Here is a 20,932-nt window from a genome sequence, read left to right as displayed (position 1 = left end):
TAAATGTGAATATTAAAAATAAAAGCATTTGATTGAAAGTCAAATGCTTTTATTTTTAATAAAATCACATAATTTTTAGATTTATTTTAATACTATAAATATCGAACATTAAGATAATAGAAATTGTCAAGGAGAAAGAATGTAAATTTATTTTAAATAAATATAAACTATATTAAGTATTAATAGTAATATTTGAAAAAAACATATTTTATAGTGAAATTCGACAAATGAAAGAAATTGGCATATAAAAATAAAAATATTTACTCTTGAAAAAAGTTATAAAAAGTAATAAAAAAAAGAAGGGTATTAACAAAAAAAGTCGAATTATGTATAATAGTATTTGACAAATGAAAAATTTAATGTAAAATAGAAATGTTACGAATAATACACCAGAGGGTGATAATATGAATAATATGAGAGATTTAATAGATGAAGTTAAAAACAGATGTGATATTGTAAATGTAATATCTCAGTACATAAACTTAAAAAATTCAGGAAGTAATTATAGTGGTCTATGTCCATTTCATAATGAAAAAACAGGTTCCTTTCATGTAAATCAGAAAAAACAAATTTATAAGTGTTTTGGTTGTGGAGAAGGTGGAGATGTAATAAATTTTGTTATGAAAATAGAAAACTTAGATTTTATAGAAGCTGTAAAATTATTAGCGGAAAAAAATGGAATAGAATTTAATACAAATTTAAGTGAAGCAGATAAGGCAAAAATTGAAAGTATTAAACTTATACAAGATATTCATCTAAAAGCAGCAAGATTTTACTTTGCAAATTTGATTAATTCTAAAAATGCAGGGTATGATTACTTAAGAAGAAGAGGTCTAAGTGATAAAATAATAAAAAAATTTGGGCTAGGATATTCGCTAAATTCTTGGAGTAGTCTGATGGACTATTTATTATCAATAGGTTATGAAAAAAATGATTTAGTTAAAAGTGGGCTAGTTACGCATAAAGAAAATGATAATAAATATTACGACAGATTTAGAAATAGAGTAATGTTTCCTATATTTGATTATAGAGGAAATGTTATAGGGTTTGGTGGAAGAGTACTTGATGACTCTTTGCCTAAATATCTTAACTCACCTGATTCTTTACTCTTTAATAAAAGATTTAACTTATATGGATTAAACTATGCAAAAAAAAATATAAACAATGATACCTTAATATTGGTAGAAGGATATATGGATTTAATATCATTGTATGAACATGAAATTGAAAATGTAGTAGCAACACTTGGAACGGCCTTAACGAATGAACAAGGCAAATTAATCAAAAGATATGCATCTACTGCAATAATATCATATGATTCAGATGCTGCGGGAGTAAAAGCAACTCTTAGAGCTATAGAAATATTAAGAGGACAAAATATAAATGTTAAAATCTTAAACTTAAAAGATTGTAAAGATCCAGATGACTTTATTAAAAAGTACAAAAAAGAAGGCTTCTTAAAAGCTATAGAAAATTCAGTTTCTCATATTGTATTTCAAATCAATATCTTAAAAAGAAAATTTGATTTTAATAAGGATGAACATTTAATAAAATTTGCAAAAGAAGTAGCATTAATAATTAAGAGCTTATCATCTCCTGTGGAAAAAGACTATTATATTAAGTATGTAAGCAAAGAATTTAATATTAGTTTGGATGCAATGAAAGAAGAAGTTTTTGGGAAAAGTTTTAATAAAAGTAAAAAAAATTATAAAAAATTTGAAAAAACTGAACAAAAACCAATAGAAAAGATTAAAAATATCGAAAACGGTGAAAAATTCGTAGAAGAAACCTTTATTAAACTATTAATGGAAAATAAAGAACTTCGTCTTATTGCATTGTTAAAAATTAGTGAGAATGATTTCTTGATTAATGATAGCAAAGAAATTTTTAATCTAATAATTAAAAATAAAGAATTGGACAAAATAACTATTGACAAAATTAAAAGTTTAAACATATCTGAAGAATATTTGAAGGATTTGGATAATATATCATTAAATAGTATAAGCACTTATAATTCTAAAAATGTTGATGAAATAATTAAAAATGTGAAAAGAAATAAGCTTCACAAAGAAATTGATGAATTACTTCAAAAGCAGAAAAATTTAGAATTAAGCTTAAGTGACAATAGAATAGATAAAGACACCATGAAAGAGGTAGAATTAGAAATTATGAATATAACTTTAAAAATATTAGATATACAAAAAAGCTTAAAAAGCTTATAATTCACGAAAGGAGGTTTGAGTGTGGCAAATAACAGAGAAGCGAATAGATTAGCAGCGAAAAGTCTTATTGAAAAAGGTAAAAAACAAGGATCTCTTACATTAGATGAAATAATGGGAGCCTTTTCAGATACAGAATTAGATAAAGATAAGGTTGAAAATCTTTATGAAACTTTAGGCAATTTAGGAATTGAAATATTAGAGACTAAAACAGAAAAAGTTACAATTGATTTTTCTGCAGATGATGACGACTTAACTTTAGATATGGAAAACATAGATGACGATGTTGATGAAAAAATTAAAAAAGAAGATGACATCGAAATGGATAAACTAGATTTATCTCTTCCGAAGGGTATAAGTATAGATGACCCAGTAAGAATGTATTTAAAGGAAATAGGTAAAATTCCTTTGCTTAAACCTCATGAAGAAGTTGAACTAGCAAAAAGAATGCTAGAAGGAGATGAAATAGCTAAACAAAGATTAGTTGAAGCCAACTTAAGATTAGTTGTAAGTATAGCAAAAAGATATGTTGGTAGAGGTATGTTATTCTTAGATTTAATACAAGAAGGAAATCTAGGCTTAATAAAAGCTGTTGAAAAGTTTGACTATGTTAGAGGATTTAAATTTTCAACTTACGCAACATGGTGGATTAGACAAGCAATTACTCGTGCCATAGCAGACCAAGCAAGAACTATAAGAATACCAGTGCACATGGTAGAAACAATAAATAAATTAATAAGAGTTTCAAGACAATTATTACAAGAATTAGGAAGAGATCCTAAACCAGAAGAAATAGCTAAAGAAATGGAAATGTCAGAGGAAAAAGTAAGAGAAATAATGAAAATAGCTCAAGATCCAGTATCTTTAGAAACTCCAATTGGTGAAGAAGAAGATTCACACTTAGGAGACTTTATACCAGATGAAGATGCTCTAGCTCCAGCAGAAGCAGCTGCATACTCTCTACTTAAAGATCAAATAGAAGAAGTTCTAGGTTCATTAAATGAAAGAGAACAAAAAGTATTAAAATTAAGATTTGGTCTTGAAGATGGAAGAGCTAGAACACTTGAAGAAGTTGGTAAAGAGTTTGATGTTACACGTGAAAGAATAAGACAGATAGAAGCAAAAGCTTTAAGAAAATTAAGACACCCAAGTAGATCAAAAAAACTTAGAGACTATTTAGATTAATATAGATAAAATAAAAATTCGCCAACCTTGGCGAATTTTTAATTATGTGGAAATAAAATTTAAATAAATTGTTAATACATATAATAAGATAATGTAAAAAGTGAATATGAAAGGAAGAAATAAAGTGAAATTAACGAATAGATTATTAAAAATAGCATCTTTAGTAAGTGAAAACAAAAGATTAGCTGATATAGGAACGGATCATGGGTATATACCTGTATATCTTTTAAATGAAAATAAAATAGACTTTGCCATTTTAGCTGATATTAATAAAGGACCTTTAGAAAATGCAAGAAGTGAAGTAAAAAGAAATAAATTAGAAGATAAGGTAGATTTAAGACTTGGATCTGGAATAGAAGTATTAAAAAAAGGTGAAATAGACGAAGTAATAATTGCAGGAATGGGCGGAATATTAATAGGTGAACTGCTTGAAGCTAATAAAGAAGTAGCTCATAGCGTAGAAAAGCTAATTTTACAACCTATGCAAGCTCAAGAAGAGTTAAGAGAATATTTATTAAACAACGGATATGAAATTTTAGATGAATGTTTAGAAAAAGAAGATTTTAGGCTTTATGAAATAATAGTAGCAAAATATACTGGGAAAAATACATTAGTTGAAGATAATATATATTATGAGGTAGGAAAAAAATTAATAGAAAATAAAGATGAATTAATAACAGAATTCATTGATAATAAAATAAAAAAATATAATAATATTATAAATAAATTAGGTGATAAAGATACTGAATCAGTTATATCTAAAAGAAATTTAGCAAAGGAAAGAATAGAAAAATTAAAAAATTTAATTTAGCAAGGGGTTGATAAAATGAAGTTAAATGATTTAATTAGAAAAATTGAGAATAAATATCCTCTTAACTTAGCTTATGATTGGGATAATGTAGGATTGTTAGTGGGAGATTTTGATAGTGAAATAAAAAAAGTTTTAATTTCACTTGAAGCAAATGAAAAAGTAATTAAAGAAGCAATGGAAAAAAATGTGGACTTAATCGTTACTCACCATCCTTTTATTTTCAGAAAAATGAACAAAATTAACACAAAAGATTTGAAGGGAAGACTTATACATAAGTTAATAAAAAATGATATAGCTTTATATTCTATGCATACAAATTTTGATATAGCTTTTGATGGTCTTAATGATTACTTTATGGAAGTTATGGAATTTGAAAATTATAAAATACTTGATGTGACAAATAGCGAAACTTTATATAAACTTGCAGTTTATACACCTATGACTCATGAAATAATAGTTAGAGAAGCTTTAGGAGAAAGTGGAGCAGGATATATAGGTAATTATAGCAATTGTACATTCAATAGTCCCGGAATAGTAACATTTAGACCAGAAGATAATTCAAATCCGTTTATAGGTAAAAAAGGAAAGATGGAGGAGGTTAAAGAAGTTAAAATTGAAACTATAGTTCCAAGTAGTATATTACAAAAGACAATATCAAAAATGATTAAAGCTCATCCTTATGAAGAGGTTGCATATGATATTTATAAATTAGAAAATAGAGGAAAATCTGTAGGCCTTGGAAGATATACTACCCTAAAAAATGAAATAGATTTACAAAGTTTATGCGAAAAAATTAAATTAAAATTAAATATGGATCATATAAGAGTTGTAGGAGATCTTAATAGAAAAATAAAAAAGGTTGCAGTTGTAACTGGAGCAGGCTCTGACATGATAGGACTAGCAAAATCTAAAAATTGTGATGTAATAATTACAGGAGATGTGAAATATCATGAAGCGCAAGATGCCTTGGATATGGACATGTGTATAGTGGACTGTGGTCATTTTGATACAGAAGATATATTTAAGGATGTAATGAAAAGATTTTTAGATAATATTGAAAGTATTGAAATTATAAGAAGTGAAATAAATTTAAACCCATTTAAAATAATTTAATAAATAAAAATATTAAAAAAATTAGTTGACAAAATTAAATTAATTACATACTATATTATTAATAATAAATTAAATCCTTTGACAAGGGATAGTAATCAAATTTAGGTTCAAAATAGAGAGTTGAGAATGGTGGAATCTTGACAAGAAGAAATTTGATGAATGGGCCTTTGAGGAGTAAATCGAAATCTTTATGAAAGTAGACTTTACCGTGGTTTGCACGTTATAGCAAATGAGGTATGATAGTACCAATACTGAGAGGTGTATTTATAATACACAAATTAGGTGGCAACGCGGAGTATAACTTCGTCCTATTTATATAGGACGGAGTTTTTTTATTGTCAAAAAAGAAAGGTAGGTGAAAATCTTGGTATGAACTAAAACTCTTAAGAGGTTAAAAGAGGAATTAATTTATTTAAATATGATTAAAAAATATTTTGGAGGATATTATAATGAAAATGAATACAAAAAAATTAGTTTTAAATGCTGTACTTTTAGGAATTGGGTTAGTTTTACACCAGATAGAACCTGCTATATTTGGGGTAAAGCCTGATATGACTTTAATAATGCTATTTACAATTATGATTATAAATAAAGACGATTACAAGACTTGTTTGGTATGTGGAATAATTGCAGGAATCTTTGCAGGAATGACAAGTTCTTTCCCTGGAGGTCAAGTACCTAATGTTATTGATAAGTTTCTTACTACAAATATAAGTTTTATTATCATGATAGCTATGTATAAAGCTCCTTTTATGAAAAAATTAGCTGATAGAAGTCAAGATTTTATAGTTTCTAATATATTAATGTCTATTGGAACTGCTATAAGTGGATTTATATTTTTAACATCAGCTCAAATTTTAGTAGGGCTTCCTGGAAATATGAATTTAAGTATGTTATTTGTAGCAGTTGTGCTTCCAGCTATAGGAATTAACTTAATAGTAGGTGCAATTGTATTTAAAGTAATTCATGTTACAATGAAGAGGGTAAGCTTTCAAAATTAGAAAAATAAATAAAAATTATCCCCTCTATACAATTAGAGGGGATAGTAAATTTTAAGCAACAGATGTATAGGAGTGAAAGTGAAGAGAATGTCTATAGATTTGTGTAAATAGACTTATTTATTAATTGATATTACTGGAAATTACTTATTCCAGTAATATTTTTTTATTTGATTGGAATACTAATAATGGTATTTTATACATTTTTATTATGTGTCTAATTTAGGACAATATACACTAAATTTACCATTTTCAAAAAAATTTTAGATTGTATATTTTTTAGGAATTCTATCTTCAAATCTAATTGTTAGCTGCGCTAAAGTGGTAGCCCAATTTTGATTTGGAGATGTCCATTTTTCTATGATTTTCATAGTAGAAAGATACAGAGATTTTCTTAGTGACTCATCTGTAGGAAATACAGTTCTAACCTTTGTATATTTTCTTAGCTGTCTATTAAAACCTTCTAGTGAGTTTGTAGTATATATGATTCTTCTAATATCTTCAGAAAAATCGAAAAACGTTGCTAAATTAGGCCAATTATTATACCAAGAATCTATTACAACTGAATACTTGTTATACCATTTATCTTTTAAAATATCTAAATTTGCAAGCGCAGTTTCTTCATTGAATGCTCTATACACATTCTTTAAATCTTTCATAAATTCCTTTTGATCTTTTGATGCTATATATTTTAATGAATTTCTAATTTGATGTACTATGCAAGTTTGTATATTCACATCTGGATATACAGTTTTTATTGCTTCTGGAAGGCCTTTTAAACCATCCATGCAAGCTATTAATATATCATTTAAACCTCTATTTTTTAAATCATTACATACTGATAGCCAGAACTTTGCCCCTTCAGATTCACCTATCCAAATACCTAATATATCTTTTTTTCCTTTCATATCTAAGGCCATACAAATGTATGCAGCTTTAGATACTATTTTATTATCATCTCTTACTTTAAAATGCATAGCATCCATATATACTATAGGATAAATTTCATCAAGTGTTCTACTTTGCCATTCGGCGGCAGCCTCAACAACCTTATCTGTTATCTTAGAAATCATTGAAGGTGATACATCTATACCATATAGCTCTTCCATTTCAGATTGAATATCTCTCACACTCATTCCACAAGCATAAAGACCTATTATCTTTTTATCTAATTCATTACATACTGTTTCATATTTCTTAACAACCTTCGGTTCAAATTCTGATTTTCTATCTCTTGGAACATCTAATCCAATATCACCAAAACTACTACTTATTGTCTTTGAACTATATCCATTTCGATAATTTGTATCATTATTATCAGATCTTTCATATTTCTCTCTACCTAGATGTTCTTCCATTTCAGCCTCTAAAAGTTGTTGCATTACATCCTTGAATAGTTTTTGCATCAATCCATTTTTTCCAACGATGTCTTCCATTGTCTTACATTTTTTCACCTCTGCTTGATAATCAATATCTGGAATAATTATATCTTTCATTTTACAAACCTCCATAAATTTTAATATGAATATTATTCCAAACTTACCAATTTTAAATACTAAAAAAGTGTAGGTAAGTTTGTTTTTACACAAACCTATCTACACTCCCAAAGTGAAAGTTTTATCTTAACCAAGAAGGATTTCCTGGAACGAATACTCTAGTTCCAAATTTTCTTTTATATTCATCTAAGACATCTTGTATAGCAGCTCCATTTTTCTTAAATGAACTATATTTTTTAACACTTTCAAGATTTTGACTAAAAGGGCATACTGATATGCACATACCACAGTCAGTGCCTAAGTATTTCCACTTTTCATAACAAGTTTCCACATCTACAGTCCAATTATACTTATTATCTTTATCAGTTTTATTTTCTCTTGATAACGACTGAGTAGGACACGTAAGAGCACATTTTTTACATACCTTACAAAAATCCTCTAATCCAAAATCTACTTTTCCATCAATATCAAGGGGTAAATTTGTAGTTACTACTCCTAATTTAAATCTTGATCCATAGTCCTTATTTGTAAGAATAGAGTTTCTACCTATTTGACCTAGTCCTGCATCTTCTGCTACAAGAGCAGGCATAACAAGATAATTTGCATCAACATGATTTCTTGCTTCATACCCCAAACTTCTAATATAATATGAGATTATCATGCCTATTACGGCTACATCAACATAACTTTTAGATGTTGCAATAACTTCGGAAATCATAGGAGCTCTATTAACCATATCTAAATCCATTTCACAAGCAAATGCTATAGCAAATTTATGATTAAGATTAACTTCTTCTCCATAGTTTTCTTCATATCTACCTCTATGTGTATAAATATGTTTTTCTTCTAATTTAGTTATTCCAACCATACAAGCACCATATAAAGAAGCAATTCCTTTTACTTTTTTCGTAAAAGTTTTGCTATTTCCGTCTATTTTGTTAGGAGATACTTCTCCTTCACATAAATCTTTAATATCTCTTAAAAAAGCAAAGGCACTTCCTGCAATAGGTGAATTAAGTTTATTGTACGTAGTGGTACCTTCTTCTAATAATTCTGGCCTAGTTCTAAAACTATCATCAATGTCCTTTTTTTCTGGATTTTTAGCATAATAGTCTTTATAAACTGTACTATCTTTTTTATAATGAGCTCTTGCGAACATAGTATCTCTTTCATCAACTCTTTCCAATGAAATCATCCCCTTTTGATTTTATCTTATGTTACAGTAATTATTGTAGATTATCGAAATATAAAAGTCATTAAAAAAATAAATGGAAATATAAATATTAAATTTTTCTATAAATTTAAAAACATTTTTAGTGTATTTTAGAAAAAAATGTAAAAGATATAAATAAGATCTTATTTATTTTTAGAAAGGAGATTAAAAATGAAAAATCTAAAATATTTACTATTATGTTTAATAATGATAATGATGACGACACTAAGAATAGATGCAACAGAGGATGAAAATAAATATATACTAGGTGGAAATTTAGTTGATGAATCTGTTATAGATGAAGATTTAGAGGTGATTGATAGCAAAGAAGAGTCCTACGACTTAGAACGATTTTTCAGACCGTCGGATATGGCGATACTAAATGATGATAATCTTAATATTTTAAAGGAATTCTATAATAAAAATCCCTACAAAATGGATTTGCCATCAAAACCATTTAGATCGGGAAAGGATACGGTAGTAAACTATTTTAATGTACTTAGAGAAGCTGCAAACCCAATGGAAGATAATAAAACAGGTTGTGGATCAATAGGAGAGCTTAAAGCGCCATATCCAGTAGCATATAATTTTTTATCAAAATCTTATCAACGAGAACTATCATACAAGGAGTTTTTAGATTCCTTTAAAAATATACTACATATAAATTTAATTAAAGTAAATAATGTTCCAGCAGATGAAGATAATCCAGACTTATTAAAATATTTTGTAGAATTAGAAATTATAGAAGGATCAACAGAAAATAAAGGATTATTTGCATATTACTATGGGTATATATATTTAGATAAAGAAAATGATGGTTATAAAATAGTTAAAATGGATTATAGTAGTGAAAATTATCTTTGTGCTCCATATCATGGATGGGCATATGATGCTAAAACTTTTGTGGAAATAGAATATGGAAATTGGTGTTCATTGATAGATGGAGATGTAATTGTTAACGAAGATGGATATATAAAAAGAGCATATTATAAAGACAAAGAAGATAATGAATATTATGTACTTTTTTATGAACTAACTAATGGAGTAGATAAAAAGATAGCTGATTACAAGAAAAATAAGGATAATCAATGGGAAGTAATTTACATTAATCCTGAAAAATGTATACATAATAAAGAATCAGAAGAAAATAAGGAATCACAATAAAATTATAGTAATTAATAATATATGATAGAAATAAATAAAATATAACTATGAAAAAGAAAATAAAATATTATTATTTATCAAAAATTATGAACAAAATCATATACATATAAATACAATTATATTAAGGAAGTGGTAGTGGTAATATCTCAAACTAACACGTGAAACTCTTCAAAGGAGCTTTCTATGAACGGTAAAATTTAAGCTCATTCAAGAGTATAATGTAAATCCTTTTGGGTAGATAACAGTGAAGCCACTTCCTTAGATAATTCTAACAAATCCGAGCTAAACTAATCATTAGTTTAGCTTTTTTATATATAAACATTCATAATTAATATAATTTAAATTAATTGTTATTTATTGCTAAAAAATAAGAAGGGAAATTTATCACATGAATATAACCTATCAATAAAAAGAAATTGTGATAGATTAATAAGACTGATTAATAATTTTATTGATTCAACTAAATTTGAAACAAATATAGATTTAATAATAATAAATATATGATAATATGTTAAGAAGAGTAGTAATGGAATTATCTGATATATAATGTCAAATTATTGAAACTTACATAGTAATTACAAATATTAATATTAAAATTTATAATTTTTTTATAAGATAAATACAAATACTATTTATATATAATAACCTTTTAAGGAAGGAGAATTTAATATGAAAAGTATTGAATGTATTGAACACTACAGACATTTGAACAAAAATCTTGGAAAAGCCATAATATTTGGTGCAGTAACAGCTGGAGTAGGGGCAGGAGCATATATAGGTGCAAGAAAGTTACTAGGAATGATTGAAGATAAAAGACTAGCAAGATATTATGAAGATGAAATAGAAGAAATTTTTAAAGACAAAGAAAACATGAAGTTTTATGAAGATGAATTTATAAGACAAGAAGAGGAAGAAAAAGAAGAGTTGGAAAAAGTAGTAGAGAAATTTAATTCTAGAAGACTAAAAAGAGAGGAATGTCCTATTTGTTCTGAAATAAAGGAAGAATAAAGGGTAAAAGAAGAAAAAAATCTCACAATATAAATGAGTATGATGGGTAATAATGAGAATAAGCCATTTTTATGGCTTATTTTTTAAACGAATTTGATTGAATATTATTAACGATCAAAAAATATGATATAATTAAGATAGAACTTCTATATGAAATAATATGATTTTTTTACTTAAGAGTAGATTAGGGGGATAGTACAATGGTGGCAAAGATTTATAATAGAAGAGATGAAATTGATACTTCTAAATTAAGAGCTTTTGCAGAAATCAATTTAACTAATTTTAAACATAATATAGATGTGATTTCAAATATGTTAGATGAAAATTGTGAAATCATAGGAGTAGTAAAAGCTAATGCTTATGGACATGGTGCAGTAGAAGTAGCTAGTTATTTTGAAAGTATTGGTATAAAATATCTTGCGGTAGCATGTATTAGTGAAGCAATAGAATTGAGAGAAGGAAATATTAAAGGTGAAATAATAGTTTTAGGATATACACCTGTTTGTCAAAAAGAAGAATTAATAAAATATAATTTAACGCAGACTTTAGTAAATAGTGAATATGCTAAAAATTTAAGCGAATTCCCAGGAACAGTTAAATGTCATGTTGCACTTAATACTGGTATGAATAGAATAGGTGAAAATAGAGATAATTTAGAGGATATTAAGTCAATATTTAATTTGAGTAATATTAAGATTATGGGTATATTCTCCCACTTATGTAGAGCTGATAGTGAGGCAGAAGAAGACATATTATTTACAAGAAAACAAATTGAAAATTTTGATTATATAATTGATGAACTAGAAAGTGAAAAGTTAAATTTAGGGAAAGTTCATTTGCAAAATTCTTATGGCATAGCATCTTATAGAGAAATACATAGAGACTTAGCTAGACCAGGTATTATATTATATGGTGTACCTTGTGATCCATGTGATACTATATTAAGTAAATTGCCTGAAAAGGAACAATTAAAACCAACAATGTCATTAAGATGCAGAGTGGCAATGGTAAAAGAAGTAGATTCTGGTGAGAATATAGGTTACGGTAATAATTTTACTACATCAAAGCCAATGAAAATAGCGACTATTACTATTGGATATGCAGATGGATTTTCTAGAGCGGTATCTAAAAAAGATTTTAAAGTTTTAATAAATGGTCAGTATGGAACAATAGTAGGTAATGTTTGTATGGATCAAACAATGGTAGATGTGACTGATATTGATGATGTTAAAGAAGGAGATATTGTAACTCTATTTGGTCAAGATGGAGAGTTTTACTTACCGGTAAATCAATTAAGTAGACTAAGTGGGACAATAACAAATGAAACCTTAAGTTGTATAGGAAATAGAGTGGAAAGAGTGTATCATTATTAATTAGAATATACTAAAAAACTGTAGATATTATAATATGAACTGCACCCTGTCAAGTAGACAGTGCAAAAAATAAAAACTAAGCAGCTAAGGTCTGCTCTCGATATTCTATCGGAGTCAGGCCTTTTAATCTTTTTTGCAATCTTCTTTTATTATAAAATTCTATATATTTATCTATTGCTAATTTTAATTCTTCAAAGTTATGAAATTTCTTTAAGTAATACATTTCAGATTTAATAATTCCCCAAAATCCTTCTATTGGTCCATTATCTATACATCTACCTACACGAGACATACTTTGCGTAGCAGATATTTTATCAATTTTTACCTTGAAGTTTTTACTTGTATATTGGTAGCCGCGCTCACTATGGAATATAGGACTAGCAGTAGGATTATTTTCAACTGCTATATCAAACGTATCAAATACTAACTTATTATTATTTGAATGTCCTACAACATATGAAACTATACTATTATCATATAAATCTATTATTGCACTCAAATAAGCCTTTGTACCTTAAATTCAGTTACATCAGTTAACCACTTTTTATTAGGCGTAGATGCGCTAAAATCTCTATTTAATATATTCTCAGCTGTAATTTGAGGGGTAGTTTTAACATAATTCTTTCTTTTTTGCGAATTACTGATTTCAAATTAAGACATTTCATTAGTCTATAAATTCGCTTATGATTATATCTCTTATCTAAATTCCTATTAATATTCATCGTTATACGTCTATATCCATAAATACCTTCAACATCTTCATATACTTTGATTATTTCACGCTCTATAACTTTATTTTCAGTATCTCTTTTAGTTTCTTTTCTGTTTAACCATTTATAATATGAAGCCCTTGAGATACCTGCAAATTGGCATAGTACTAATATTGGATAACCTTCATTATGTAGTTCTTTAATTGCAATATATATGGTTGGTTTTGTGAAACTATTTTTTATCCCCTACTTTCTACTTCCTCCAATTTTTTTAAAAAGTTGTTTTCCATTTCTAATTGTTTATTCTTTCCTTCTAGTAATCTTATCTGAGCGTTTAATTTTTCAGCCTCGCTCATTTGATTTATATTTTTTCTTTTTCCCCTATTATCTTTAAGGGACTCATATCCATTTTCTTTATATTTTCTAACCCAAGTGTAAACTTGTTGATATGAAACTTTATATTTATCTGAAGTTAATTGGTAATTATCATTATTTTCAATGCAAAACGCTACAATTTCAATTCTTTCCTTATATGTTGTTTTTCTACCTTTAGCCATAATTTTATTCTCCTTAGTGTTAGGATATCTCCATTCATTATGACTCTTATTATACTTTAAAATCCAGCCATAAAGTATACTATGTGACGAAATATTATATTTACTACATATATCAAATAATGATCCTTTACCAGCAAAATAGTCATTAACAGCTGAATATTTAAGTTCTGGAGAATAGTAGACATTTTTAGAACTACCTCTTAAGCCTTCGGCTCCATTATCATTATATTTACGAACCCATTCTCTAAAAGTTTCACATGCTACACCTAATTTACTAGCTAATTCTGATGCACTTTTTTCTCCTTTTATATATTTCTCTACATTTATTATTTTTAATTCGTATGATACCTTTGGTTTTCTTCCCATAAAATATGCTCCCTTCATAGTGACAGTTTTATTATTTTACCTGTCTACTATAAAGGGAGCATATCAATATCTACAGTTTTTTAGTATATAATTTAATTTAACATTCTATAAATAAAATTAGTATGTTCATTTAAAATATTAATACCTATAAGTATTAATATTATACCACCTACAATTTGAGAGTAGTTTTTAAATACCGGACCTAAGAGTTTGCCAATCAAAACGCCTAAAAAACATAAGACAAAAGTAATTATTCCTATGCTTAAGCAAAGTGGTATAATATGTATATTTAAAAAAGCAAAGCTAATTCCAACGGCAAGAGCATCTATACTAGTAGCAATGGATAAAATTATTAATTCTATATTATCTAGATCATCATCACAGGTTACAGTTATTTCGGGGTTTTTGCTATCTTCATAGGCTTCAAATATCATTTTAAGACCAATGAAAGATAATAGAAATAAGGCAATCCAATGATCTACAGCTTTTATATATAATTGAAACCTTATGCCTATGAACCATCCAATAAAGGGCATTAATCCTTGAAATAATCCAAAGAAAAAAGCAATTTTAAAAGATATAAAAGATGTAATTTTTCTAAGGGTCATACCCTTTGTTACTGAAACAGCAAAAGCATCCATGGCTAAAGCAAATCCAGTTAATAATATTGTTAAAAGTCCCATAAATATGTCCTCCTTGGTAATAATCAAACCATTATTAATAATTCTTATTACTTACAATATATTTAATATAAACACTTATTATTCTTAAATAAAAATTGAAAATTATTATAAAACATAAATAAATTCAGGAAGAATAAAAAAATGTAAATATATTCATAATATAAGTATGAAATAATTTCGAGGAAATATTAGGAAGGAAATATGAATGAATAGATGGAGTTGTCTAGTATGTGGATATATTATAGAAAATGAAAAACCAAGAACTTGTCCTATTTGTAATTCACCTCATGAGAAATTTGAAGAAATTAACATAAAAGAAGAACAAAAGATATTTGATTTTGGAGAAAATATAGGAATAGCAAAAGAAGCAGATAACAATATGATTTGTGATTTGAGGACCATTTTTTCTAGAGAATGCTTAGAAGTAGGTATGTATCTAGCTATGAGTAAAATTGCTACGAAAGAGGGATACATAAAAGCAGGAGAAATTTGTAAAAAAATAGCTTACGAAGAAGCTGAACATGCATCCATTTTAGCAGAGCTTCTAGGAGAAGTAGTTAAACCTTGGACAGAGGAAAACCTAAAATTAATTATAGAAGATGAATATGAAGCAATACAAAGTAAATTAAAATTAGCTAAAAAAGCTAAAGAACTTGGTTTAGATACTATTTATAATGTACTAAATGAAATGTGTAAAGATGAAACTAAACATGAAAAAGAGTTTTTTAGTTTATTAAATGAATATTTTGTAGAATAATAAAAATATACGAACATATTTGTACTTATTGAATATAATACTTTTGAAAAGTTAATAATAACTATTATTATATAAAGTGAAATATTAATAAAATAATTAGAAAGATAATAAAAAGTTATTGCATTTATTTGTAAATTAATTTACAATATTTACAATATTAAAAATATATAGAAAAATACGATGAAAAAGAGAGTAAACTATATGTTGATTTATAGCGAGCAAAGGACGGTGGAAGCTTTGTATGATAATTTAGTTGAAGAACACTTTGGAGTGGTTAGCCGAAATTTATGTTAAAGAGTAGGCCTAAACGGAATCCTACCGTTATCTAGGAAGCGTATCGAATATTATTCTGTACGTAATTAAGGTGGGCTAAAAATAGTCAACTAGGGTGGTACCGCGTAAATATCACGTCCCTATACTTTTGTATAGGGGCGTTTTTTAATGTATAAAAATAATAAAAGGAAGGATTGAATAAAATGGCACAGTTAGAAAGATCATTTGTTAATAATGGGAAAGAAGAAGGTTTGGAAAGAATATTTATAAATGAATTAAATGATTGCGAAGGTCAAAAAGTGTTACTTCGAGGTTGGGTGCATAAAATTACTGATCTAAGTCATGTAGTATTTATAAGGCTGAGAGATAAGTCGGGAATAATTCAATTAGTATGTGAAAAAGAGCAAATTAAAGATTTGAGATTAGAAAATGCTATAGAAGTTGTGGGAAACGTATGTAGTAATGAAAAAGTACCTGAAAAAATAGAGGTATTAGTTGAAGATATTAAGATTTTAGGTAATACTTACTATGACAAGCTTCCATTTGAAATTAACAGTTTTAGAAATAAAGCAGCTTTGGAAACTCAAATAGATCATAGAACTATTTCTCTTAGAAGACCTGAGATAAGAGCAATATTTAAAGTACAAAGCGAAATAGAAGCTGCTTTTAGAGATTATCTAAAAGAAAGAAATTTTGAACAAATTCATACAGCGAAAATTATTGATTCATCAACAGAAGGAGGATCTGAAATGTTTACAGTAAATTACTTTGATAGAAGATCTTTCTTAGCACAATCACCTCAGTTTTATAAACAAATGATGGTAGGAGCCGGTTTCGAAAGGGTCTTTGAAATAGGTCATGCCTATAGAGCCGAACTTCATAATACATGGAGACATTTAAATGAATATGTTAGTTTAGATGTGGAAATGGGATTTATCAAAGATGAATTTGAATTAATGAACTTAGAAGAAGGTTTTATAAATTATTTATTCAATCATTTAAATAAAGTTTGTAAAAAAGAACTTGACATGTATAAAATAGATTTGCCTAATGAAGTATTTATTCCAAGAATAACTTTACAAGAAGCTCATGAAATATTGCTAGATAAATATAATAAGAAATCTCCAATTGGAAATATAGATGCAGAAGGTGAAGTACTAATTTCTAAATATGCTAAAGAAAAATACAACTGTGATTTTGTATTTTTAACAAAATACCCTGTTAGTAAAAGACCAATGTATACAATGCCAGATGATCAAGATAAAGAATTAACTAAGAGCTTTGATTTGATATATGATGGTTTGGAAATAACTACTGGAGGTCAAAGAATTAATGATTATGAAAAGTTAAAAGAGAATATAATTAAATTTGGGCTAAATCCAGATGACTTTGATTTCTATTTAGAAACATTTAAATATGGTATGCCACCACATGGAGGATTTGCCATAGGTCTAGAAAGACTTACTATGAAAATATTAAAACTTACAAATATTAGAGAGGCTACTCTTATTCCAAGAGATATGAAGAGATTAATTCCATAAATAATTTGATATATAAAAGAGAGGGTGAAAGAAATGGCAATTACGAAAGAGGATGTTAAATACATTGCAAAGCTATCAAAACTTAAATTTAGTGAAGAAGAAGCTGAAGTATTTGCAGGTGAATTTGAAAATATTTTAGAGCAATTTAAAACTTTAGATAAACTCAATCTTGAAGATGTGAAAATTGAAAGACCAAAAGTCGCAGTAGTTAGAAAAGACATATGTAAAAAATGTGATATAGGTGATTTATATAGAAATTCCAAGAAAATGAGAGAAACTTCTATAGAAGTTCCTAAAATTATTGAGTAGGAGGATAACTGAATGAAAGAATATAGAATAAAAGAATTAGTTGATAAAATACAAAATAAAGAAGTTTCTTGTGAAGAAATACTAACTTATTATATTAAAAATATAAAAGAAAAAGAAGAATATATAAATGCATTTATATCACTTCAAGAAGAAAAAGCGTTGAAAAAGGCTAAAGAAATAGATGAAAAAATTGCTAAAGGGGAAAAAGTAGGAAAACTAGCTGGAATTCCCATTGCAATAAAAGATAATCTTTGTACAAGTGGAATAGCTACAACTTGTGCATCTAAGATGTTAGAAGATTTTATTCCTCCTTATGATGCAACAGTTATAAAAAGACTGCAAGAAGAAGATGCCATATTAATAGGGAAAACTAATTTAGATGAATTTGCTATGGGGTCTTCTACAGAAAACTCTGCTTTTAAGATTACAAAAAATCCAATAGATATATCTAGAGTTCCAGGAGGATCTTCTGGAGGATCTGCAGCAGCAGTAGGATCTAATATGGTTCCACTTGCCTTAGGTTCAGATACAGGTGGATCTATTAGACAGCCAGCATCATTTTGTGGCATAGTTGGAATGAAGCCAACTTATGGATTAGTATCTAGATTTGGTTTAATTGCTTTTGGTTCATCTCTTGATCAAGTAGGACCATTGTCCATGACTGTTGAAGATAATGCATACTTATTAAATGTATTAGCAGGAGAAGATGATTTAGATGGAACTACTACTAAAAACCTTGAGAGAAAAGATTATACCTTAGGAATTGACTCTGGAATAAAAGGAATGAAAATAGGTATCCCTATAGAGTTTATTGAAGAAGAAGGATTAAATGAAGAAATAAAAGAAGCCATGCTAAAAGATATAGAAATTCTAAGAGAACTTGGAGCTCAAGTAGAAGAATTTTCTCTGTCTTCTACAAAAGATGGATTAGCTCCTTATTATATAATTTCTTCAGCAGAAGCCAGCGCTAACTTAGCTAGATTTGACTCTATAAGATATGGATATAGAACTAAAGATTATAATTCTGTGGAAGACTTAGTTGAAAAAAGCAGAAGTGAAGGATTTGGTAAAGAAGTAAAAAGAAGAATCATGCTTGGCACTTATGCTCTATCTTCAGGATATTATGATGCTTACTATAATAAAGCGCAAAAATTTAGAGCAAAATTAAAACAAGATTTTAAGGAAGCCTTCAAAGAATACGATATTATTATGGGACCAGTATCTCCTATACTTCCTTTTAAAATAGGAGAAAGATGTGAAGACCCTACAGCTATGTATTTAGCAGATATTTATACTATAAATATTAACTTGGCTACAGTTCCAGCTTTATCTATGCCAGGAGGAAAAAGCAAAGAAGGTCTACCTATAGGACTTCAATTAATTGGAGATGTATTTACTGAAGATAAAATATACAAAGTTGCTTATGCACTAGAGAAAAAACTAAATCTTAGCTTTGAAAGAGAGGTGTAATCAATGTTACTTGAGACTGTTATAGGTTTAGAGATACATGCAGAACTAAAAACAAATACAAAAATATTTTGTTCTTGCTCTACTGAATTTGGGGCTAAACCAAATGAAAATACATGCCCAATATGCCTTGGAATACCAGGAACGCTACCAGTACTAAATGAAGAAGTTATTAATTTAGCAATAAAAGCTGGAAGAGCTATAAATTGCAGCATAAATAATTATAATAAAATGGATAGAAAAAACTACTTTTATCCAGACCTAACTAAAAATTATCAAACATCACAATATGATTTACCAATGTGCGTAAATGGTGAAGTAGATTTTACTTACGAAGGAAAAGAAGTATCTGTTAGAATTAACAGAATACATATAGAAGAAGATGCAGGAAAACTTATCCATTTAGAAGATGAGCCAGTATCCCTTATAGATTACAATAGGGCAGGCGTACCTTTAGTAGAAATTGTTACTGAGCCAGACTTAAGATCTCCAGGTGAAGCAGCAGAATTTATGAGAGAGTTAAAAGGAATACTTGAATATGCTGAAATATCAGATTGTCGTATGGAACAAGGATCTATAAGATGTGATGCTAATATATCTGTAAGACCTTATGGACAAGAAGAATATGGCACAAAAGTAGAAATAAAAAACATAAACTCCTTTAGAGAAGTTCAAAAGGCTTTGGAAAAAGAAGAAAAAAGACAAAAAGAACTATATCAATATGGTGAAGAATATAAAATAAAACAAGAAACTAGAAGATGGGATGCTGGAAAGGGTAAAACTTTACCAATGCGTTCTAAAGAAGAAGCTCATGATTACAGATATTTCCCAGAACCAGACTTAACACCTATAATAATACCTGATAATAAAGTGGAAAGCTTAGAAAGATCATTGCCTGAAATGCCAATAGAAAAAAGAGCTAGATTTGTAAAAGAGTTTGGATTAAGTGAAAAAGATGCTTCTATAATAATAGGAAGTAAGGCGTTAGCTAAGTTCTATGAAGAAGTTGTAAATGAAGGAGCGAATCCTAAAACAGCTTCAAATTATATCTTGGGAGATTTACTTCGTTTATTAAATGTAAATAATATGGAAGCAGAAGATATCAAAATTTCACCTGAAAATTTAGTAGAATTATTTAAGATAATTGAAGAAGGTAAAATAAGTAATACGGCAGGAAAAGAAGTATTCAAAGAAATGTTTGAAAGTGATAAACCTGCTTTAGAAATTATTAATGAAAAGGGATTATCTCAAATTAGCTCTTCTAATGAAATAGAAAAACTTGTTGATGAAGTTTTAAATAATAATCCTAAATCAATAGAAGATTTTAAAGCAGGAAAAACTCAATCAGTAGGATTTTTAATGGGACAAGTGATGAAAGCTTCAAAAGGAAAAGTAAATCCTCCAGTAGCAAAACAAATGATAGAAGAAAAACTTAAAAACATTTAAATTTACAATGATTTTTAATTGTATTAAAAATGATAAAGTATTATTTGCTAAAAGTAAAAGTAAAAGTAAAAGTAAAAGTAAAAGTAAAAGTAAAAGTAAAAGTAAAAGTAAAATATAATAATTATAGACTAAAGAGACTTAGGTATTTCTAAGTCTTCTTTAGTTGGTAAAACTATTTATTGGAAATTTTTCACACTGGAACATAAACTAATATATACTATTTATATATGTGAAATTTAAAAG

The 20,932-nt window shown here is 27.5% G+C and carries 19 protein-coding genes and 2 other annotated features; of the genes, 13 read left to right on the top strand and 6 right to left on the bottom strand.

All coding sequences use genetic code 11. From position 1 onward, the window contains the following. Positions 1-404 precede the first annotated feature (404 nt). From dnaG to TVTCOM_RS12440, 5 genes are all read left to right on the top strand, one after another. Positions 405-2,222: a DNA primase gene (gene dnaG / locus TVTCOM_RS12460; protein ID WP_434796597.1), complete on the top strand. Its 1,818-nt coding sequence runs from the start codon at positions 405-407 to the stop codon at positions 2,220-2,222. Positions 2,223-2,243: 21 nt separating this feature from the next. Then, positions 2,244-3,404 carry an RNA polymerase sigma factor RpoD gene (gene rpoD / locus TVTCOM_RS12455; protein WP_434796596.1) on the top strand — a complete coding sequence of 387 codons (1,161 nt, stop codon included), beginning with the start codon at positions 2,244-2,246 and terminating at the stop codon, positions 3,402-3,404. Positions 3,405-3,528: 124 nt separating this feature from the next. Continuing rightward, a complete protein-coding gene (locus TVTCOM_RS12450; protein ID WP_434796595.1) occupies positions 3,529-4,215 on the top strand; it encodes a tRNA (adenine(22)-N(1))-methyltransferase in 687 nt (228 codons plus the stop codon). A 15-nt stretch (positions 4,216-4,230) separates the two neighbouring features. After that, positions 4,231-5,328: a Nif3-like dinuclear metal center hexameric protein gene (locus tag TVTCOM_RS12445; protein ID WP_434796594.1), complete on the top strand. Its 1,098-nt coding sequence runs from the start codon at positions 4,231-4,233 to the stop codon at positions 5,326-5,328. A gap of 69 nt (positions 5,329-5,397) precedes the next feature. Further along, positions 5,398-5,642: a binding site (T-box leader), on the top strand. Between the two features lie 135 nt (positions 5,643-5,777). Next, positions 5,778-6,329: a tryptophan transporter gene (locus TVTCOM_RS12440; protein ID WP_434796593.1), complete on the top strand. Its 552-nt coding sequence runs from the start codon at positions 5,778-5,780 to the stop codon at positions 6,327-6,329. Positions 6,330-6,589: 260 nt separating this feature from the next. On the opposite strand, the gene TVTCOM_RS12435 is transcribed toward TVTCOM_RS12440, so the two are convergent. Together TVTCOM_RS12435 and TVTCOM_RS12430 are read right to left on the bottom strand one after the other, a co-directional pair. Then, on the bottom strand, positions 6,590-7,822 hold the full coding sequence (locus tag TVTCOM_RS12435; protein WP_434796184.1) for an IS256 family transposase: 1,233 nt from the start codon (positions 7,820-7,822) through the stop codon (positions 6,590-6,592). 121 nt (positions 7,823-7,943) lie between these two features. After that, complete coding sequence (locus TVTCOM_RS12430) at positions 7,944-9,017, bottom strand: 4Fe-4S dicluster domain-containing protein (protein WP_434796592.1); 1,074 nt, start codon at positions 9,015-9,017, stop codon at positions 7,944-7,946. Between the two features lie 189 nt (positions 9,018-9,206). Between TVTCOM_RS12430 and TVTCOM_RS12425 the strand changes: the two genes are divergently transcribed. From TVTCOM_RS12425 to vanT, 3 genes are all read left to right on the top strand, one after another. Continuing rightward, entirely contained in the window at positions 9,207-10,199 is a 993-nt protein-coding gene (locus tag TVTCOM_RS12425; RefSeq protein WP_434796591.1) for a hypothetical protein, read from the top strand. Positions 10,200-10,868: 669 nt separating this feature from the next. Next, complete coding sequence (locus tag TVTCOM_RS12420) at positions 10,869-11,207, top strand: hypothetical protein (protein ID WP_434796590.1); 339 nt, start codon at positions 10,869-10,871, stop codon at positions 11,205-11,207. 200 nt (positions 11,208-11,407) lie between these two features. Beyond that, complete coding sequence (gene vanT / locus TVTCOM_RS12415; RefSeq protein ID WP_434796589.1) at positions 11,408-12,580, top strand: serine racemase VanT catalytic subunit; 1,173 nt, start codon at positions 11,408-11,410, stop codon at positions 12,578-12,580. A 76-nt stretch (positions 12,581-12,656) separates the two neighbouring features. Here vanT and TVTCOM_RS12410 read toward each other — a convergent pair whose 3' ends face one another. The 4 genes from TVTCOM_RS12410 to TVTCOM_RS12395 all read right to left on the bottom strand — a co-directional run bounded on the left by TVTCOM_RS12410 (position 12,657) and on the right by TVTCOM_RS12395 (position 14,896). Further along, positions 12,657-13,079 carry a transposase gene (locus TVTCOM_RS12410; RefSeq protein WP_434796588.1) on the bottom strand — a complete coding sequence of 141 codons (423 nt, stop codon included), beginning with the start codon at positions 13,077-13,079 and terminating at the stop codon, positions 12,657-12,659. 76 nt (positions 13,080-13,155) lie between these two features. Beyond that, the gene (locus TVTCOM_RS12405) at positions 13,156-13,326 is read right to left on the bottom strand and encodes an IS3 family transposase (protein ID WP_434799741.1); all 171 of its coding nucleotides are present in this window, start codon (positions 13,324-13,326) and stop codon (positions 13,156-13,158) included. A 203-nt stretch (positions 13,327-13,529) separates the two neighbouring features. Then, the gene (locus tag TVTCOM_RS12400; RefSeq protein WP_434796587.1) at positions 13,530-14,213 is read right to left on the bottom strand and encodes a transposase; all 684 of its coding nucleotides are present in this window, start codon (positions 14,211-14,213) and stop codon (positions 13,530-13,532) included. Between the two features lie 92 nt (positions 14,214-14,305). Then, complete coding sequence (locus tag TVTCOM_RS12395; protein ID WP_434796586.1) at positions 14,306-14,896, bottom strand: manganese efflux pump MntP; 591 nt, start codon at positions 14,894-14,896, stop codon at positions 14,306-14,308. Between the two features lie 205 nt (positions 14,897-15,101). Here TVTCOM_RS12395 and TVTCOM_RS12390 point away from each other — a divergent pair, with 205 nt between their 5' ends. From TVTCOM_RS12390 to gatB, 5 genes are all read left to right on the top strand, one after another. Then, a complete protein-coding gene (locus TVTCOM_RS12390; RefSeq protein ID WP_434796585.1) occupies positions 15,102-15,653 on the top strand; it encodes a rubredoxin-like domain-containing protein in 552 nt (183 codons plus the stop codon). A gap of 171 nt (positions 15,654-15,824) precedes the next feature. After that, positions 15,825-16,071 (top strand) — a binding site (T-box leader). A 58-nt stretch (positions 16,072-16,129) separates the two neighbouring features. Next, the gene (aspS, locus tag TVTCOM_RS12385; protein WP_434796584.1) at positions 16,130-17,467 is read left to right on the top strand and encodes an aspartate--tRNA(Asn) ligase; all 1,338 of its coding nucleotides are present in this window, start codon (positions 16,130-16,132) and stop codon (positions 17,465-17,467) included. Positions 17,468-17,500: 33 nt separating this feature from the next. Then, positions 17,501-17,776 carry an Asp-tRNA(Asn)/Glu-tRNA(Gln) amidotransferase subunit GatC gene (gene gatC, locus TVTCOM_RS12380; protein WP_434796583.1) on the top strand — a complete coding sequence of 92 codons (276 nt, stop codon included), beginning with the start codon at positions 17,501-17,503 and terminating at the stop codon, positions 17,774-17,776. A 12-nt stretch (positions 17,777-17,788) separates the two neighbouring features. Next, entirely contained in the window at positions 17,789-19,246 is a 1,458-nt protein-coding gene (gene gatA, locus TVTCOM_RS12375) for an Asp-tRNA(Asn)/Glu-tRNA(Gln) amidotransferase subunit GatA (RefSeq protein WP_434796582.1), read from the top strand. 3 nt (positions 19,247-19,249) lie between these two features. Continuing rightward, positions 19,250-20,689, top strand: coding sequence for an Asp-tRNA(Asn)/Glu-tRNA(Gln) amidotransferase subunit GatB (gene gatB, locus TVTCOM_RS12370; RefSeq protein WP_434796581.1), 1,440 nt, complete (start codon positions 19,250-19,252; stop codon positions 20,687-20,689). Positions 20,690-20,932: the final 243 nt, after the last annotated feature.

It is taken from the genome of Terrisporobacter vanillatitrophus, from assembly GCF_051148895.1.
GTDB classification, from domain to species: domain Bacteria; phylum Bacillota; class Clostridia; order Peptostreptococcales; family Peptostreptococcaceae; genus Terrisporobacter; species Terrisporobacter vanillatitrophus.
This window is presented reverse-complemented; position numbering and strand designations above follow the sequence as displayed.

What these genes read in the sequence shown, in the direction of transcription:
- TVTCOM_RS12445 (WP_434796594.1), top strand. Translation starts at nt 4,231, where the DNA reads ATGAAGTTAAATGATTTAATTAGAAAAATTGAGAATAAATATCCTCTT.
- TVTCOM_RS12390 (WP_434796585.1), top strand. Translation starts at nt 15,102, where the DNA reads ATGAATAGATGGAGTTGTCTAGTATGTGGATATATTATAGAAAATGAA.
- TVTCOM_RS12400 (WP_434796587.1), bottom strand. Translation starts at nt 14,213, where the DNA reads ATGGGAAGAAAACCAAAGGTATCATACGAATTAAAAATAATAAATGTA.
- gatC (WP_434796583.1), top strand. Translation starts at nt 17,501, where the DNA reads ATGGCAATTACGAAAGAGGATGTTAAATACATTGCAAAGCTATCAAAA.
- aspS (WP_434796584.1), top strand. Translation starts at nt 16,130, where the DNA reads ATGGCACAGTTAGAAAGATCATTTGTTAATAATGGGAAAGAAGAAGGT.
- gatB (WP_434796581.1), top strand. Translation starts at nt 19,250, where the DNA reads ATGTTACTTGAGACTGTTATAGGTTTAGAGATACATGCAGAACTAAAA.
- TVTCOM_RS12435 (WP_434796184.1), bottom strand. Translation starts at nt 7,822, where the DNA reads ATGAAAGATATAATTATTCCAGATATTGATTATCAAGCAGAGGTGAAA.
- dnaG (WP_434796597.1), top strand. Translation starts at nt 405, where the DNA reads ATGAATAATATGAGAGATTTAATAGATGAAGTTAAAAACAGATGTGAT.
- gatA (WP_434796582.1), top strand. Translation starts at nt 17,789, where the DNA reads ATGAAAGAATATAGAATAAAAGAATTAGTTGATAAAATACAAAATAAA.
- TVTCOM_RS12425 (WP_434796591.1), top strand. Translation starts at nt 9,207, where the DNA reads ATGAAAAATCTAAAATATTTACTATTATGTTTAATAATGATAATGATG.
- TVTCOM_RS12420 (WP_434796590.1), top strand. Translation starts at nt 10,869, where the DNA reads ATGAAAAGTATTGAATGTATTGAACACTACAGACATTTGAACAAAAAT.
- TVTCOM_RS12395 (WP_434796586.1), bottom strand. Translation starts at nt 14,896, where the DNA reads ATGGGACTTTTAACAATATTATTAACTGGATTTGCTTTAGCCATGGAT.
- TVTCOM_RS12440 (WP_434796593.1), top strand. Translation starts at nt 5,778, where the DNA reads ATGAAAATGAATACAAAAAAATTAGTTTTAAATGCTGTACTTTTAGGA.
- TVTCOM_RS12430 (WP_434796592.1), bottom strand. Translation starts at nt 9,017, where the DNA reads ATGATTTCATTGGAAAGAGTTGATGAAAGAGATACTATGTTCGCAAGA.
- vanT (WP_434796589.1), top strand. Translation starts at nt 11,408, where the DNA reads ATGGTGGCAAAGATTTATAATAGAAGAGATGAAATTGATACTTCTAAA.